Annotated in this window: 15 protein-coding genes; 8 read left to right on the top strand and 7 right to left on the bottom strand. The window is 66.1% G+C overall.

Annotated features, from left to right (window positions below; translation table 11 throughout):
* Window positions 1-3 precede the first annotated feature (3 nt).
* Genes DBV10_RS20715 through DBV10_RS20705 form a run of 3 tightly spaced genes read right to left on the bottom strand, consistent with a single transcriptional unit; the run spans window position 4 to window position 2,326 of the window.
* Window positions 4-852: a substrate-binding domain-containing protein gene (locus DBV10_RS20715; RefSeq protein WP_124515485.1), complete on the bottom strand. Its 849-nt coding sequence runs from the start codon at window positions 850-852 to the stop codon at window positions 4-6.
* Window positions 853-857: 5 nt separating this feature from the next.
* Window positions 858-1,592 carry a phosphate ABC transporter ATP-binding protein gene (locus DBV10_RS20710; protein ID WP_124515450.1) on the bottom strand — a complete coding sequence of 245 codons (735 nt, stop codon included), beginning with the start codon at window positions 1,590-1,592 and terminating at the stop codon, window positions 858-860.
* A complete protein-coding gene (locus DBV10_RS20705) occupies window positions 1,589-2,326 on the bottom strand; it encodes an ABC transporter permease (RefSeq protein WP_124515449.1) in 738 nt (245 codons plus the stop codon). Before DBV10_RS20705 ends, DBV10_RS20710 begins: the two co-directional genes overlap by 4 nt.
* A gap of 61 nt (window positions 2,327-2,387) precedes the next feature.
* Between DBV10_RS20705 and DBV10_RS20700 the strand changes: the two genes are divergently transcribed.
* From DBV10_RS20700 to DBV10_RS20690, 3 genes are all read left to right on the top strand, one after another.
* Window positions 2,388-3,515, top strand: coding sequence for a substrate-binding domain-containing protein (locus DBV10_RS20700; protein ID WP_124515448.1), 1,128 nt, complete (start codon window positions 2,388-2,390; stop codon window positions 3,513-3,515).
* 181 nt (window positions 3,516-3,696) lie between these two features.
* The gene (locus DBV10_RS20695; protein WP_124515447.1) at window positions 3,697-4,317 is read left to right on the top strand and encodes a TRAP transporter small permease subunit; all 621 of its coding nucleotides are present in this window, start codon (window positions 3,697-3,699) and stop codon (window positions 4,315-4,317) included.
* Window positions 4,318-4,331: 14 nt separating this feature from the next.
* A complete protein-coding gene (locus DBV10_RS20690; RefSeq protein WP_124515446.1) occupies window positions 4,332-6,128 on the top strand; it encodes a TRAP transporter large permease subunit in 1,797 nt (598 codons plus the stop codon).
* A 436-nt stretch (window positions 6,129-6,564) separates the two neighbouring features.
* On the opposite strand, the gene DBV10_RS20685 is transcribed toward DBV10_RS20690, so the two are convergent.
* The 4 genes from DBV10_RS20685 to xseB form a co-directional block, all read right to left on the bottom strand.
* On the bottom strand, window positions 6,565-7,647 hold the full coding sequence (locus DBV10_RS20685) for a TRAP transporter substrate-binding protein (RefSeq protein WP_124515445.1): 1,083 nt from the start codon (window positions 7,645-7,647) through the stop codon (window positions 6,565-6,567).
* A 281-nt stretch (window positions 7,648-7,928) separates the two neighbouring features.
* Window positions 7,929-9,821 carry a 1-deoxy-D-xylulose-5-phosphate synthase gene (dxs, locus tag DBV10_RS20680; RefSeq protein WP_124515444.1) on the bottom strand — a complete coding sequence of 631 codons (1,893 nt, stop codon included), beginning with the start codon at window positions 9,819-9,821 and terminating at the stop codon, window positions 7,929-7,931.
* A 66-nt stretch (window positions 9,822-9,887) separates the two neighbouring features.
* The gene (locus tag DBV10_RS20675; RefSeq protein ID WP_124515443.1) at window positions 9,888-10,841 is read right to left on the bottom strand and encodes a polyprenyl synthetase family protein; all 954 of its coding nucleotides are present in this window, start codon (window positions 10,839-10,841) and stop codon (window positions 9,888-9,890) included.
* Window positions 10,838-11,080, bottom strand: a complete 243-nt coding sequence (xseB, locus tag DBV10_RS20670) for an exodeoxyribonuclease VII small subunit (RefSeq protein WP_124515442.1) — start codon at window positions 11,078-11,080, stop codon at window positions 10,838-10,840. Before xseB ends, DBV10_RS20675 begins: the two co-directional genes overlap by 4 nt.
* A 326-nt stretch (window positions 11,081-11,406) precedes the next feature.
* On the opposite strand from xseB, the gene DBV10_RS20665 reads away from it, so the two are divergent.
* The 5 genes from DBV10_RS20665 to flhC all read left to right on the top strand — a co-directional run bounded on the left by DBV10_RS20665 (window position 11,407) and on the right by flhC (window position 15,866).
* Window positions 11,407-12,561 carry an aromatic ring-hydroxylating dioxygenase subunit alpha gene (locus DBV10_RS20665; RefSeq protein ID WP_124515441.1) on the top strand — a complete coding sequence of 385 codons (1,155 nt, stop codon included), beginning with the start codon at window positions 11,407-11,409 and terminating at the stop codon, window positions 12,559-12,561.
* A gap of 140 nt (window positions 12,562-12,701) precedes the next feature.
* A complete protein-coding gene (locus DBV10_RS20660) occupies window positions 12,702-13,613 on the top strand; it encodes a DMT family transporter (RefSeq protein WP_124515440.1) in 912 nt (303 codons plus the stop codon).
* Between the two features lie 84 nt (window positions 13,614-13,697).
* Entirely contained in the window at window positions 13,698-14,597 is a 900-nt protein-coding gene (locus tag DBV10_RS20655; RefSeq protein ID WP_124515439.1) for a sulfurtransferase, read from the top strand.
* A 339-nt stretch (window positions 14,598-14,936) separates the two neighbouring features.
* Window positions 14,937-15,263 carry a flagellar transcriptional regulator FlhD gene (gene flhD / locus DBV10_RS20650; RefSeq protein ID WP_108617621.1) on the top strand — a complete coding sequence of 109 codons (327 nt, stop codon included), beginning with the start codon at window positions 14,937-14,939 and terminating at the stop codon, window positions 15,261-15,263.
* A 42-nt stretch (window positions 15,264-15,305) separates the two neighbouring features.
* Entirely contained in the window at window positions 15,306-15,866 is a 561-nt protein-coding gene (flhC, locus tag DBV10_RS20645; RefSeq protein WP_124515438.1) for a flagellar transcriptional regulator FlhC, read from the top strand.
* Window positions 15,867-16,023: the final 157 nt, after the last annotated feature.

Raw genomic sequence — 16,023 nt, 5'->3', positions numbered from 1 at the left:
AGGTCATCGCAGTGCGTTAGGGAAGAACAGCTGCTCGCCGCCGATCTTGTACCCCGCAATGGCTTGCTGGCCGGCGAGCGAAACCACCCAGTCCACAAACTTCTGCGCGTCCTGCGCCTTCGCGTGCGGGTGCTTGGCGGGGTTGACCACCATCACGCCGTACTGGTTGAAGAGCCTGGTGTCACCCTCCACCAGCACGGCCAGGTCGGCGCGGTTCTTGAAGTTGAGCCAGGTGCCCCGGTCGGCCAGCACATAGGCGTTGCTCGACGCAGCGATGTTGAGAGCAGGGCCCATGCCGCAGCCGCATTCCTTGTAGCCGCTGCCTTTTGAGGGTTTTGCGGCATCGGCACCCGCCAGCGCCCAGTAGCGCAGCTCGGCCGCGTGGGTGCCGCTCTTGTCGCCACGCGAGACAAAGCTGCCGTTGCCGGACGCGAGCTTCTGCAGCGCCTGCACGATGTCCTTGCCGCCGGTGCCGCGCACACCGGCGGGGTCGTCCTTGGGACCGATCAGGATGAAGTCGTTGTACATCACCGGGTAGCGCTTCACGCCCCAGCCGTCGGCCACAAACTTTTCTTCGGCCGCCTGGTCGTGCACGAACAGCACGTCGGCGTCGCCCCGGCGCGCCATGTCGAGCGCCTGGCCCGTGCCCAGGGCCACCACCTTCACATCCAGGCCACTGGCCTTCTTGAACTCGGGCATCAGGTGGCCAAACAGGCCCGACTGCTCGGTGGATGTGGTAGACGCCATGGTGATGTTTTGAGCGGACACTGCACCAGACGCTACAAAAATAGTAGCTATCAGCGCACACTGGACGCGCGCAAGGGGCTTAAAAAGATTGAAATTCTCTGTCATCGCCATCATCCCAGTTCTCCTTTGACAAACAAGCGGGCGGCCTCGGGCAGGGGGCCGTTGAAGAAGTCGTGCACGGGCAGGTCGGCCACCAGGCGGCCATGCTCCATGTAGACCACGCGGCTGGCCAGGCGCTTGACCTGGCCCAGGTTGTGGCTGCTGAACACCATGGTCACGGGGTGGGCCGGGCCGGCTGCACCATGGCTGGCGGCAAAGTCGGCCATCAGGGCCTCGACCTCGCGCTTGGCGTGGGGGTCCAGGCTGGCGGTGGGTTCGTCGAGCAGCAGCACATCAGGCCGCAGCGCCCAGGCACGGGCCAGCGCCACCCGCTGCTGCTGGCCGCCCGACAGCGTGCGCGCGTTCTGCGCGGCAATGTCCTGCAGGCCCACGCGCTGCAACGCCGTCAGCGCCTGCAGCCGCGCATCGCGCCAGCGCGTGCCACGCAGCCACAGGCCCAGCGCCACGTTGTTCTGTGCGCTGGTGCGCAGCATGTGCGGGCGCTGGAACAGCATGGCCTGGCGCAGCGTGGCGTCGCAGTGCAGGCCACCGCCACTGGCGCCGGCCAGGCCGTTGAGCACCCGCAGCAGCGTGCTTTTGCCACTGCCGTTGGCCCCCACCAGCGCCACGCGTTCGCCCGGGGTGATGCGCAGCGTGACCTGCTCCAGCGCCTGCACGCGGCCGTAGCGCACCGTTACCTGGCGCAGATCGACCCAGGGGGTTTCCGAAGGCACTTCGATGCTCATGCCGCCACCCCCACGGGCGTGCTGGAGGCCGAGCCATCCACGCGCTCGCGCCAGCGGCGCACCAGGGCGATCAGCACATTGAGCGCCAGCACCACGGCCAGCAGGATGATGCCCAGCGCCAGCGCCAGGGGCAGGTCGCCCTTGCTGGTCTCCAGCGCGATGGCCGTGGTCATCACGCGCGTGAAGCCGTCGATGTTGCCGCCCACGATCATCACCGCGCCCACCTCGGAGATGGCGCGGCCAAACGAGGCCAGCAGCACCGTGAGCAGCGCATAGCGCTCATCCCAGGCCAGCAGCAGGCTGCGCAGCAGCGGGCCCGCGCCCATGGAGCGCAACTGCTCGCCATGTGCGCGCTCGGCGTCTTCCACCACCTGGCGCGTGAGCGCGGTGACCACCGGCAGCACCAGGATGGCCTGCGCCAGCACCATGGCCTTGAAGCTGAACAGCCAGCCCAGCGACCCCAGCGGCCCGCTGCGCGAAAGCACCAGGTACACCACCAGCCCCACCACCACCGAGGGCACGGCCAGCAAGGTGTTGAGCACCGCCAGCGCCGCCCCGCGCCCCACGAAGCGGGCCACGCCCAGCCAGGCCCCCAGCACCAGGCCGATGCCGCAGGCCAGCAGGCAGGCCGTGGCACTGACGGACAGGGAGCGGCCCACGATGGTCCAGAGGACGGGGTCGGACGAGAGGGTGAGTTGCAGCGCTGTGCCCGCGCTTTCGGAAAGGGTGGACATGGCCGGTGATCAGTTTGGGCTATCGTAGGCACCCATCCAATATCCAGCGATATGAACGTCCGTGCATAGGGTCCAACTTCACTACACATTGAGCCGGGATGCTGGCACCGCGCTCATCCGCAATCCGCTGCCCGAGCTGCTGCAGGCCGTGGCCGAACGCGGCTCCATCTCGGGCGCGGCACGCGCGCTGGACCTGTCGTACCGCCATGTCTGGGGCGCCCTCAAGCGCTGGGAAGACCAGTTGGGTGGCGAACTGATCATCTGGGGCAAGGGCCAGTCGGCACAGCTCAGCGAGTTCGGGACCAAGCTGCTGTGGGCCGAGCGCCAGGCCCAGGCGCGGCTGGCGCCACAGATCGCGGCGCTGCACGCCGACCTGGAGCGCGCATTTGCCGTGGCCTTCGACCCCCATGCCCATGTGCTCACCCTGTACGCCAGCCACGACGACGCACTGGTGGCGCTGCGTGCCCATGCGGCCACGCAGGCCGACGCGGGCGCGCTGCACCTGGACATCCGCTTCACCGGCAGCGTGGACGCGATCCGCGCGCTCAACGAAGGGCGCTGCACGCTGGCGGGCTTTCACACGGTGGAGGGCGCGGCCGCGGCGTCGCTCACCGCGCGCACCTACCAGCCCCTGCTGCAGCCCGGGCTGCACAAGGTTATCGGCTTTGCCCAGCGCACGCAGGGCCTCATCGTGGCGCCGGGCAACCCGTTGGGGCTGCACAGCCTGGAGGACGTGGCCCGCACCGGCGCCCGTTTCATCAACCGGCCGCTAGGCACGGGCACGCGCGTGCTGCTCGACGACCTGCTGGCACAGGCGGGCCTGGATGCCCAGGCCATCCAGGGCTACCAGCTCAACGAGCCTTCGCACACCGCCATCGCGCAAGCCGTGGCAGCGGGCACGGCGGACGTGGGCATGGGCATCGAGGTGGCAGCGCGTGCGCGCGGGCTGGATTTTGTGCCGCTGGTGCATGAGCGCTACCACCTGGCCTGCCTCAAGGCCAGCCTGGACCAGCCCGCCACGCAGGCCCTGCGCGCCCTGCTGCAAACCCCCGAGTGGCAGGCCCACATGCAGGCCCTGCCCGGCTACGCCCCCCTGCACTGCGGCGAGGTGCTGGCCATGAGCACCGTGCTGCCCTGGTGGCAATTTGCACGGAAAAAGCGCGCTTCGACATCTAGGCAGAAACCCTAATTGCTCTATTTTTGATAGCTAAAGAATGAGGATGCGCTGAGGGATAACACCGTCACGCAGCTGTCAGCCTGGACCTACAGTGCTCCGTAGAATCGCGCCGTTGTAAAAGTTTGTCGATCCGCTGCGCCCACCCGTGGGCGGACCGGCATATCGCGCGCACAGCCTTTTTATTGGAGACACCATGCAGGCTCTATTGAAGTTATCGAGGGGGATCGACTGGCTTAACACCCAGGTCGGCAAGTACGTGGTCTGGCTGATCCTGGCCTCCACGGTCATCAGCGGCGTGAACGCCGTGGTACGCAAAGCGTTCAACATCAGCTCCAACGCCTTTCTGGAAGTGCAGTGGTACCTGTTTGCCGCTTCGTTCCTGCTGGCTGCGGGCTACACGCTGCTGCAGGGCGAGCACGTGAAGGTGGACGTGGTCTCCAGCCGCTTTTCCAAGCGCACCCAGATCTGGATCGACGTGTTCGGCCTCATCGCCTTCCTCACGCCCATGTGCCTGGCCGTGCTCTGGTACGGCGTTCCCTTCTTCACGCGCGCCCTGGCGTCGGGAGAAATGTCGAACAACGCTGGCGGCCTGATCCGCTGGCCCGTGTACATGATGATGCCGCTGGGCTTTGCGCTCTTGTGGCTGCAGGGTATCTCCGAGCTGATCAAGCGCCTGGGCTTCCTGCAAGGCCTGATCGAAGACCCCACGGTCAAGAAAGTGGAGAAGACGGCCGAGGAAGAACTGGCCGAATCCATCCGCAACCTGGCTGAAGCCGCCAAGGGCAACGGCAAGAACAAGACCGAGGCCGTCTGAGCGGAGCACACACCATGGAATTTCTGACACACAACCTCGCCCCCATCATGTTTGTGGGGCTCATCTGCTTCTTGCTGGTGGGCTTTCCGGTCGCCTTCAGCCTGGGCGCCTGCGGACTGTTCTTCGCCTTCGTGGGCATTGAGCTGGGCGTGCTGCCCGAAGCCCTGCTGCAAGCCGTGCCGCTGCGCATTTTCGGCATCATGCAGAACGACACCCTGCTGGCCATTCCGTTCTTCACGCTGATGGGGCTCATATTGGAGCGAAGCGGGATGGCGGAAGACCTGCTGGACACCATCGGTCAGCTCTTCGGCCCCATCCGTGGCGGTCTGGCGCTGGCCGTGATCTTCGTGGGCGCGCTGCTGGCAGCCACCACGGGCGTGGTGGCCGCTTCCGTGATCTCGATGGGCCTGATCTCGCTGCCCATCATGCTGCGCTACGGCTATGACCGGCGGCTGGCAGCGGGGGTGATTGCCGCCTCCGGCACGCTGGCGCAGATCATCCCCCCTTCGCTGGTGCTCATCATCATTGCCGACCAGATGGGCCGCAGCGTGGGCGACATGTACAAGGGCGCCTTCCTGCCCGGCCTGATGCTCACCGGCTTCTATGCGCTGTACATCATCCTGCTGGCGATCTTCAAGCCCCAGTGGGTGCCCGCCCTCCCGCCCGAAGCCCGCACGCTCCGGGGAGACAACGGCAAGAGCGGTGTGCCCTCGCTGCTGGTCCTGACCGGCATCTGCGTGGCCGCCTCGGTCTACGTGGCCAAGAACATGCCCACCCTGCACAGCTGGTGGTCGGGCGAGGTGGTGGAGAAGGTCGCCCTCGACGAAACCATCGTGGTGTCCATGTGCTTCGGCGTGGCCCTGGCCTTCGTGGCCGCCAGCATCAACAAGATCACCCGCCTGGGCCTGCTCTCCCGCGTGGCCGAGCGCGTGACCTTTGTGCTGATCCCGCCGCTGCTGCTGATCTTCCTGGTGCTGGGCACCATCTTCCTGGGCGTGGCAACCCCCACCGAAGGCGGTGCCATGGGCGCTCTGGGTGCCGGCATCATGGCCATCATCCGCGGCCGGCTGTCGCTGTCGCTGCTCAAGCAGGCCGTGACCACCACCACCAAGCTGTCGTGTTTCGTGGTGTTCATCCTGGTGGGCGCCACCATGTTCGGCCTGACCTTCCAGGGTGTGGACGGCCCGCTGTGGGTGGAGCACCTGCTGACCGGCCTGCCCGGTGGCCAACTGGGCTTCCTGATCGTCGTGAACATCATGGTGTTCTTCCTGGCGTTCTTCCTGGACTTCTTCGAGCTGTCCTTCATCGTGGTGCCCCTGCTGGCCCCCGTGGCCCACAAGCTGGGCATTGACCTGATCTGGTTCGGCGTGCTGCTGGCCGTGAACATGCAGACCTCGTTCATGCACCCACCGTTCGGCTTCGCGCTGTTCTACCTGCGCAGCGTGGCCCCTGTGAAGGAGTACATGGACAAGGTCACCAAGAAGATGATTGCCCCGGTGACCACGCCCCAGATCTACTGGGGAGCCATCCCCTTCCTGGTCATTCAGCTGCTGATGGTGGGCCTGATCATTGCGTTCCCAGGCATCGTCTCCAGCGGCCTCGACAAGGAAGAGGTCTACGACCTGGACAAGGTCCGCATGGAAATGGAAGCCACCATGCCCGATGCGGCAGGTGCCCCAGAAGCCATCGACCCCACGGCCGGCATGGAAGGCGCGGCATCCGCGCCCGCCGGCGAGGCATCCTCCGCACCCGCTGCGGCCGACGACCCGCTGAAGGCCCTGCAGGACTCGATGGCCAACGAAAAGAAGTAACAAGTGCGTGGCGTGCGCCACGCCTCTTCCCGGGGCTGACCGGGGCTGACCACCGGCCCCCGGAATCCGCGCCCAAAGGCCCCTGCAGACAGGATCTGCAGGGGCCTTTTTCATGGGCACATAGCACAAGGCTGTGCGCTGAGGTGTGTGCGCAGGCCGGCAGATGCACACGGTAGGCCCGCACTCGCCAGGGATGTTCCTGCACGCTCCGGCACCAGGCTATGCCACCCACCCCGCCGGGTGCCACCCATGGCGGCGCGCCACGGCCCACAACCCCCTGCCGCGCACGGCGCACCACATGGCCGCGCCCCGGGCCCGGCAACACCCGCCCCACGGAAACCACGGACGCAAAAAAACCCGCCTGGCGAACCAGGCGGGTTGGCATAGGGTGGGTCCAAGAACAAGGCAGCCTGCGCCGCCTTGCCCGGCCCGAACCTTAGACCTTTTGCGCAGACATGAAGGTGTCGTAGCGCGCTTCGGCGAAGCGGAACCACAGGATCTGGTCGCGCTGGAAGGAGCGCATGTCGGCGTAGATCTTCTTCCACTCGGGGCTCTTGGCGTCATTCTCTGCGAAGACTTCCATCGAGGCCTTGAACGAAGCGTCCATCACGGCTTGCGAGAACGGCAGCACCTTGGTCTTGGCGGCCACCAGTTGCTTGAGGGCCGTGGGGTTCAGCGCGTCGTACTTGGCCAGCATGTCGATGTGGGCCACATTGGTTGCCGCTTCGATGATGGCCTTGTTCTCGGAGGACAGGCCGTCGAACGCCTTCTGGTTGATGAAGAAGTCCACTTCCGGACCACCTTCCCACCAGCCGGGGTAGTAGTAGAACGGAGCCACCTTGTTGAAGCCCAGCTTCTGGTCGTCGTACGGCCCCACCCACTCGGCGGCGTCCAGCGTACCCTTTTCGAGGGCTTGGTAGATTTCGCCGCCAGGGATGCTCTGGGGCACAGCGCCCAGCTTCTGCATCACTTCGCCCACCAGGCCGCCGCCCAGGCGCATCTTCATGCCCTTGAAGTCGGCGGGAGACTTGATCTCCTTGCGGAACCAGCCGCCCATCTGCGTGCCGGTGTTGCCGCCGGCGAAGCTGATGGCGTTGTAGTTCGAGTAGAACTCGTTCATCAGCTTGCGGCCATTGCCGTGCAGCATCCAGGCGTTCATCTGGCGGGCATTGAAGCCGAAGGGCACAGCCGAACCCAGGGCGAACGCGGGGTTCTTGCCGTAGAAGTAGTAAGGCACGGTGTGGCACATCTCCACGGTGCCTTGTTGCACGCCATCGAGCACGCCAAAGGGAGGCATCAGCTCACCACCCGCATGCACGGAGATTTCAAACTTGCCGCCGGACATGGCCTTGACGGCCTTGGAGAACACATCAGCGCCACCATAGATGGTGTCCAGCGACTTGGGGAAGCTGGACGCCAGACGCCAGCGAATGGCGGCCTGGGCGTGGACAGCAGGCGCAGCGCCCGCAGCCAGCACACCGGCAATGCCAGCGTGCTTGATGATTGAACGACGATCCATGAGGTTCTCTCCGATATTCATTGATTGCAAAACTTGGGCTGCACGCGTTGTGCACGGCAAGCCAAGGACTTGTTTCAGCCGAGGCTCATTGTAGAAACATGCCCTGGGGGACTTTTGCGGGTTTTCCCGCGAAAGTCCCTTCCAGCCATGCACCTTCAGGCTTCTGCAAGCATCCGCAGGCCGCACGGAAACGCACGCGCTGCGGCACGCAGCTTGGCAGCCCGGTGGCCACCATGTGGCCCCGCTCTGGCCGCCAGGCCGGCCCCGTTCAGCAGCCGCCGTCAGGCGATACCGTGGGCCAGAAAACGGGCGGCAATCGAGGCGCGAATGCCCGCTGCATCCAGCCCCTGCAGCGACAGCAGCTTGGCCGGGTCGCCGTGTTCGATGAACACATCGGGCAGGCCCAGCTGCAACACGGGGCGCACGATGCCCATGGCGTTGAGCGCCTCGGTCACGGCGCTGCCCGCGCCGCCCTGGATCGCGCCTTCTTCGAGCGTGACCAGCGCATCGTGGCGCTCGGCCACGTCGCGCAGCAGGGCCTCGTCAATCGGCTTGGCCCAGCGCATGTTGACCACGGTGGCGTCGAGCGACTCGGCCGCCTCCAGCGCGGGGTACAGCAGGGTGCCAAACGACAGGATGGCGATGCGCGGCGCCTTGGCATCGGTGCCCTGGCGCTCGCGGCGGATCTCGCCCTTGCCGAACGGCAGGCCTTCCAGACCCGCCAGCGGCGCCACGCCTGCGCCGCTGCCGCGCGGGTAGCGCACGGCCACGGGGTGGTTCTGCTCGAAGGCCGTGGTGAGCAGTTGCCGGCACTCGCGCTCGTCCGCCGGGCAGGCCATGCCCATGTTGGGAATGCAGCGCACGAACGGGATGTCGTAGGCGCCCGCGTGCGTGGCGCCATCGGCGCCCACCAGGCCAGCGCGGTCCAGAGCAAACACCACGGGCAGGTTCTGCAGGGCCACGTCGTGGATCAGCTGGTCGTAGCCGCGCTGCAGGAAGGTGGAATAGATCGCCACCACGGGCTTCACGCCCTCGCAGGCCATGCCAGCGGCAAAGGTCACGGCGTGCTGCTCGGCGATGCCCACATCGTAGTAACGGTCGGGGAAGCGCTTTTCAAACTCGACCATGCCCGAGCCCTCGCGCATGGCGGGCGTGATGCCCACCAGGCGCATGTCCTGCGCGGCCATGTCGCACAGCCACTGGCCGAACACCTGGGTGAAAGTCTGCTTGGGTGGCGTGGCGGGTTTGGTCAGGCCCACGCTGGGGTCGAATTTGCCGGGGCCGTGGTAGGCGATGGGGTCGGCCTCGGCCAGCTTGTAGCCCTGGCCCTTCTTGGTGACCACATGCAAAAACTGCGGGCCCTTGAGGCTCTTGATGTTTTCGAGCGTGGGGATCAGCGAATCCAGGTCGTGCCCATCGATGGGGCCGATGTAGTTGAAGCCGAATTTTTCGAACAGCGTGGCGGGCACCACCATGCCCTTGGCCTGCTGCTCGAAGCGCTTGGCCAGCTCCAGCAGGGGCGGCACGGGCTTGAGCACGGTCTTGCCCACGTTCTTGGCGGCGGCGTAGAACTGGCCGCTCATGAGCTGCGCCAGGTAGCGGTTGAGCGCACCCACGGGCGGGCTGATCGACATGTCGTTGTCGTTGAGCACCACCAGCAGGTTGCAGTCGGCCACGCCCGCGTTGTTCAGCGCCTCGAAGGCCATGCCAGCCGTCATGGCACCGTCGCCGATGATGGCGACCGCGTGGCGGCTCTCGCCCTTGCGCTTGGCAGCCAGGGCCATGCCCAAAGCGGCCGAGATGCTGGTGCTGGAGTGCGCCGTGCCGAAGGTGTCGTAGATGCTTTCGGCCCGCTGCGGAAAGCCCGAGATGCCACCCATCTGCCGCAGCGTGTGCATGCGCTCGCGCCGGCCGGTCAGGATCTTGTGCGGGTAGGTCTGGTGGCCCACGTCCCACACCAGGCGGTCTTCGGGGGTGTGGAAGACATGGTGCAGCGCCACGGTCAGCTCCACCGTGCCCAGGTTGGAGCTGAGGTGGCCGCCGGTCTGCGAGACGCTTTGCAGCACGAACTCGCGCAGCTCGGCAGCCAGCGCCTTGAGGTCTGCCCGTGCGAGCTGGCGCAGGTCTGCCGGGTCGTTGATGGTCTGCAGCAGGGGAAAAGAGGTCGTGGACATTTGCTATTTTTTTAATAGCTGCTAGCGCTTTATGGACGGGCGCCAGAGGCCAATTTTGTTCAAATTCTAGTAAGAGCGGCGCACCACCATGTCGGCCAGCGCCGCCAAGGCACGGGTGTCCGGCAGGCCGCTCGCGGCCAAGGCGGCGTGCGCCTCGTGCAGCAGCTCCTGGGCATGCGCCTGGGCCCGCGCGAGCCCCAGCAGGGACACATAGGTGGGTTTGTCGGCCGCGGCATCCTTGCCAGCGGTCTTGCCCAGCGTGGCCGAATCGGCCACCACGTCCAGGATGTCATCCACCACCTGGAACGCCAGGCCCATGGCCGCACCGTAGTCCGACAGTGCCTGGTAGGCCGCCGGCGCCGCATGGCCGCACACAGCCCCCATGAGCACGCTGCCCTGCAGCAGCGCGCCGGTCTTGAGCCGGTGCATCTGGCGCAGTTGGTCTTCCGTCAGCGCCACGCCCACGCTCGCCAGGTCAATGGCCTGGCCGCCCGCCATGCCGGCCGAGCCGGCCGCGCGCGCCAGCAAGCGGCACAGCGTGGCCTGCATGGTGGCAGGCAGGGCACTGTCGTCGGGGGTGAGCAGCTCGAAGGCAAAGGCCTGCAGGGCATCACCGGCCAACAGGGCCTGGGCTTCGCCGAACTGCACATGCACCGTGGGCTTGCCCCGGCGCAGCACGTCGTTGTCCATGCAGGGCATGTCGTCGTGCACCAGCGAATACGCGTGGATCAGTTCCACGGCACAGGCGGCCCGCAATGCCGCCTCATCCGATGCTGCCGCCGCAGGCGTGCCGCTGCACACGGCCTCGTAGGCAGCCAGCACCAGCAGTGGCCGCAGGCGCTTGCCGCCATCGAGCACGGCATACCGCATGGCATCGCCCAGCCCGGCGGGGGCGCCATGGCCCACCCACGCAGACAGGGCCTGCTCTGTGCGGGCCAGGTGGTTCTGGCTCCAGGGGGCCACGTCAAACGGGGAAAGGCTGTTCATCACTGCGGCTGATGGCGCGGGCACTGCACTCATTCCTGGGTCCATGGTTGGAGCTGGCCATCGTCCAGCACCTTGATCTGGTCCTGCACGGCTTCCAGTCGCTGGCGGCAAAACGCGAGCAGCGCAGCGCCACGCTGGTAACCGGCCAGCATCTGGTCCAGCGGCAGCTGGCCCGACTCGATGCAGGCCACAAGCTGCTCCAGCTCTTCCAGCGCCGCCTCATAGCTGGCGGGTTCGGCGGGCGGCGCAGGGGGGGCAGGAGCCTTGGGCATGGAGGAAGCGGCAGAGCGCAGGTGGGAAAACCGGCCATTTTAGGCGCACCATCACGGCACAAAGACCGCAGGCCGCTGAATGGATGCGACGCCCCAGAACCCGCCCGGCAGCCGCCACCGGCACCAGCCCGCCCAGCACCTGTTTTGACCTGCATCTAGAACGGGTGTTTCAATACACGTAGGGGGGATGCGGGAATAACCCCACCGCCTATAATCCCATTCCCGTCGAGCCGGCTACCCACCCTAGCCGGTTTCTTTTTTCTGGATGCGCCGTGGCGCTCCTCCCGCACTTTCTCCCTGTGGGGAGTCTTTAGGTCAGGTCACCCATGTCTGATTTAAGTCTTCAACTGCAGCAGGCCGCAAGCCAACTACCAGTTTCAAGCTACTTTGACCCCGCGCTGTTCCAGCGCGAGCTGGACACCATCTTCCAGCGCGGGCCCCGTTATGTGGGGCATCAATTGAGCGTGCCGAACCCCGGCGACTACCATGCACTGCCCCAGGAGGGCGAGGGCCGCGCGCTCGTGCGCAACGCCGAGGGCGGCATCGAGCTGGTCTCCAACATCTGCCGCCACCGCCAGGCCGTCATGCTCAAGGGCAAGGGCTCGCTGTCGGGCCAGGGCAAGGGCCATGCGGGCGGCAACATCGTGTGCCCCCTGCACCGCTGGACCTACAGCCCCCAGGGCGAGTTGCTGGGCGCACCGCATTTCGCGCACGACCCCTGCCTTCAACTCAACAACTACCCACTGCGCGAGTGGAACGGCCTCCTGTTTGAAGACAACGGCTACGACGTGGCCGCCGACCTCGCCCAAATGGGCCCGCGCGCCGACCTGGACTTTGGCGGCTACGTGCTCGACCATGTGGAATTGCACGAGTGCAACTACAACTGGAAGACCTTCATCGAGGTCTACCTCGAGGACTACCACGTCGGCCCCTTCCACCCCGGCCTGGGCAGCTTCGTGACCTGCGACGACCTGCGCTGGGAGTTCGGCAAGAACTACTCGGTGCAGACCGTGGGCGTGGCCAACCGCCTGGGCAAGGCCGGCAGCCCCGTGTACGAGCGCTGGCACGAGGCCCTGCTCTCCTACCGGGAAGGCAAGCCGCCCAAACACGGCGCCATCTGGCTCACGCTGTACCCGCACATCATGGTGGAGTGGTACCCGCATGTGCTCACCGTGTCCACACTGCACCCCATCAGCCCCACCAAGACGCTGAACATGGTGGAGTTCTACTACCCCGAGGAGATCGCCGCCTTCGAGCGCGAATTCGTCGAGGCGCAGAAGGCCGCCTACATGGAGACCTGCATCGAGGACGACGAGATCGGCGAGCGCATGGACGCCGGCCGCAAGGCCCTGCTGGCGCGTGGCGACAACGAGGTCGGCCCCTACCAGAGCCCCATGGAGGATGGCATGCAGCATTTCCACGAGTGGTACCGCGAAGCCATGGGGTCGGACACCATCGACCTGAACGCGCCAAAACGCTGAATACGGCCGGAAAACACCGCCTATCTGCAGGCCCGCTGTGGCCTGCTCTCATTACAATAGCTGCCAGTGCTTAAAAAATAAGCGCCGGCAGCTATTTTCATTTCTGCGCCCCCCGGTGCACTTCAAGAGACCACAACCCGATGCAAGCCCTCTGGATGGTGTTGGCCGCGTTCCTGTTTGCCAGCATGGGCGTGTGCGTGAAGATCGCATCGGACTTCTTCAACTCGGCCGAGCTGGTGTGTTACCGGGGCCTCATCGGCATGGCCATCCTGTGGCTGCTGGCGCGCTCGCAAAAGGTGACGCTGGCTACGCAATACCCCGGCATGCACGCCTGGCGCAGCCTGGTGGGCGTGACCTCGCTTGGGGCCTGGTTCTTTGCCATTGCCCACCTGCCCCTGGCCACGGCCATGACGCTCAACTACATGAGCAGCGTGTGGATCGCTGCCTTCCTCATCGGTGGCACGCTGCTGGCCTGGCGCCCTTCGCCAGCCACCCCCCGCCCGGCCCTGCAGGGCCCGCTGGTACTGACCGTGCTGGTCGGCTTTGTGGGCGTGGTGCTGATGCTGCGCCCCAGCCTGGACCAGAACCAGGCCTTTGCCGGTCTGATCGGGCTGATGTCCGGCCTGACAGCCGCGTTTGCCTACATGCAGGTGGTGGCGCTGTCGCGCATCGGCGAGCCGGAGTCACGCACCGTGTTCTATTTCGCGGTGGGCTCGGCGGTGGCGGGCGGTGCTGCCCTGCTGTTCACGGGCACTTCGCCCTGGCCGGGCTGGCAGGCGCTGTGGCTGCTGCCCATCGGCGTTCTGGCCGCCGGCGGCCAGCTGTGCATGACCAAGGCCTATGCCAGCGCCAAGACCCAGCGCGGCACGCTGGTGGTGGCCAACCTGCAGTATTCGGGCATCGTGTTTGCCGGCCTCTACAGCGTGCTGCTGTTTGGCGACAAGATCCCCCCCATCGGCTGGACCGGCATGGCCCTCATCGTGGGCAGCGGCATTGTGGCCACCATCCTGCGCGCCCGCGCGGCACCGGGAGCCCCCGCAGAAGAACATTGATACGGCGTGGCTGCCTGCACACGCGGCAGCACCCAACTGGACACAATGGAGCCCATCTCCCCTCCGCACCGCACCGCACACACCATGACCTACACCACCCTCATCTCTGCCACTGAATTGCAGGCCCAGATCGGCAGCGGCGCGCCGCTGATGGTGTTCGATTGCAGCTTTGATTTGACGCAGGCCTCGGCCGGCGCCCAGCAGTATGGCGAAGCCCATATCCCCGGCGCCGTGTACGCCGATCTCAACAACCACCTGAGCGCCAAGCATGGCGCACCCGGCGCGGGCGGCACGGTCACCGCGCAGGAGGCCGACAAGCCCGCCTCCGGCGGCCGCCACCCGCTGCCCAGCCGCGAGCGCTTTGCGATGTGGCTGTCCAGCGTGGGCTTTGCCAACCACATGCAGGCCGTGGTGTACGACCGCCAGGGCGCCAACTACTGCGGACGCCTGTGGTGGATGCTCAAGTGGGCGGGCCACGATGCGGTGGCCGTGCTCGACGGTGGCCTGCAGGCCTGGCAGGCGGCCGGCGGCGCGGTGGCCAGCGGCGAGGAGCCCGCACACTTCCAGTCCAACTTCGCGCTCAAGCCGCCGCTGCGCCGGCTCGCCACGGCCCGCGACGTGCTGGCGGCCCTGGGCAGCCCGGCACAGAACGTGATCGACGCCCGCGCAGGCGCGCGCTACCGCGGCGAGGTGGAGCCGCTCGACCCTGTGGCAGGCCACATCCCCGGCGCGCTCAACCGCCCCTTCACCGAGAACATCGGCAGCGACGGCCGCTTCAAGCCTGCCGCCACGCTGCACGCCGAGTTCGGCGCCCTGCTTGCGGGCCGCGACCCCACCACCGTGGTGCACCAGTGCGGCAGCGGCGTGAGCGCCGTACCCAACCTGCTGGCCATGGAAGTCGCGGGCCTCGGCCCCACGGCGCTGTTTGCCGGCAGCTGGAGCGAATGGTGCTCCGACCCCACCCGCCCCGTCGAAAAGGGCTGAGCACCGTCACTCCAGCGCTGAAAAACGCCGCAACTGGAGCGCGCGGGTTGCAAAAGCGCAAAAAAGAGGGTTTTGCAGGCGCTATCAAAACCATGAGCAGAAGTCGAAGGTCCGCGCCGACCGGCGCAGCACGCGCGGCCCCGTGAAAAGCCCGCCAGTGCCTGATCGGCGTGTAGGGCAAATTCCTACACCGCCCACCGCAGAACCAGACACGCTGCACAGCCAAACCCCGACTTAATTTCTGATTGGGGCGGTTTCACAATCCATTTCAACGGATCACGCAAAACCTGCAACCAGCAGGCCACGCAGGGTCCGGGAACTGGAACAAAGGAAGCCGCCATGACCAACGAACAACTCCTCGCCGAAATCCGCGAAGCCAACCTCACTTACCTGATGCTGGCCCAGACCCTGATTCGCCAGGACAAGGCCGAAGCCGTGTTCCGCTTGGGCATGAACGAAGAGTCTGCCGATATTCTCGCTTCGCTGTCCGCAGCGCAAGTGATGAAACTGGCCTCCCGCAACACGCTTCTTTGCAGCTTCCGTGTGGACGACAACCTGGTGTGGAGTCTCTTGACCAACCACACGGCCAAGAAGGTGGGCAACGAAGCCACCAACACGCTGCACGCCAACATCCTGATGGCCAGCCGCGTGTCGGAAGTGCTCTGACCCACGCCACCGCCCGCAGCCCCTCTACGCCGAAAGCCCGCCATGTCCTCGACCACCGCACCCGCCAAAGCCCCCGTCAAGAGCGTTCTCAATGAATCCAAGCAGATCGAGCGCGCGGCGATGCTGATCCAGATGGGCGCCCGCATGCAGGTGCTGGAGTCGGAAACCACGCTGTCGTACGAGCGCCTGATCCGCCTGTACAAGGAGATCGCGGGCAAGTCGCCGTCCAAGGGACAGCTGCCCTTCTCGACCGACTGGTTCCTGACCTGGCAGGAGAACATCCACAGCTCGCTGTTCCTGAACATCTACGAGTACCTGTCCAAGGGCGTGGACCTGGATTCGGTGGAACTGCTGACCAAGGCCTACCGCCTGTACACCGAGCAGGTCACCACGGCCGAGATCGAGCCCCTGCTGTCCTTCACCCGCGCCTGGCGCCTGGTGAAGTTTGTGGACGCCGGCATGCTGACCCGCACCAAGTGCTCACAATGCAGCGGCCAGTTCGTGACCGAGCTGTACGAGAACCGCCACTTCACCTGCGGCCTGTGCAACCCGCCGGCGCGTGCGGGCAAGAGCAAGACGGCAGGCGCCTTGATGCTGCACTGAGACGGCACGGGGCCATGGCACATCACAGGCCTCGCCCCGCCCCACCAGCATCTATTGCAGCAAGCCCCGTCAGGGGCTTTTTGCCATCAGGCCCATACCGGTATGCGTTTAAAAATATAAGTCCGTTCACGCTGAGCCTGTCGAAGCGCAGCGCGAG

Origin of the sequence: Acidovorax sp. FJL06, from assembly GCF_003852545.1 — a bacterium.
Taxonomy (GTDB): domain Bacteria; phylum Pseudomonadota; class Gammaproteobacteria; order Burkholderiales; family Burkholderiaceae_C; genus Acidovorax.
This window is presented reverse-complemented; position numbering and strand designations above follow the sequence as displayed.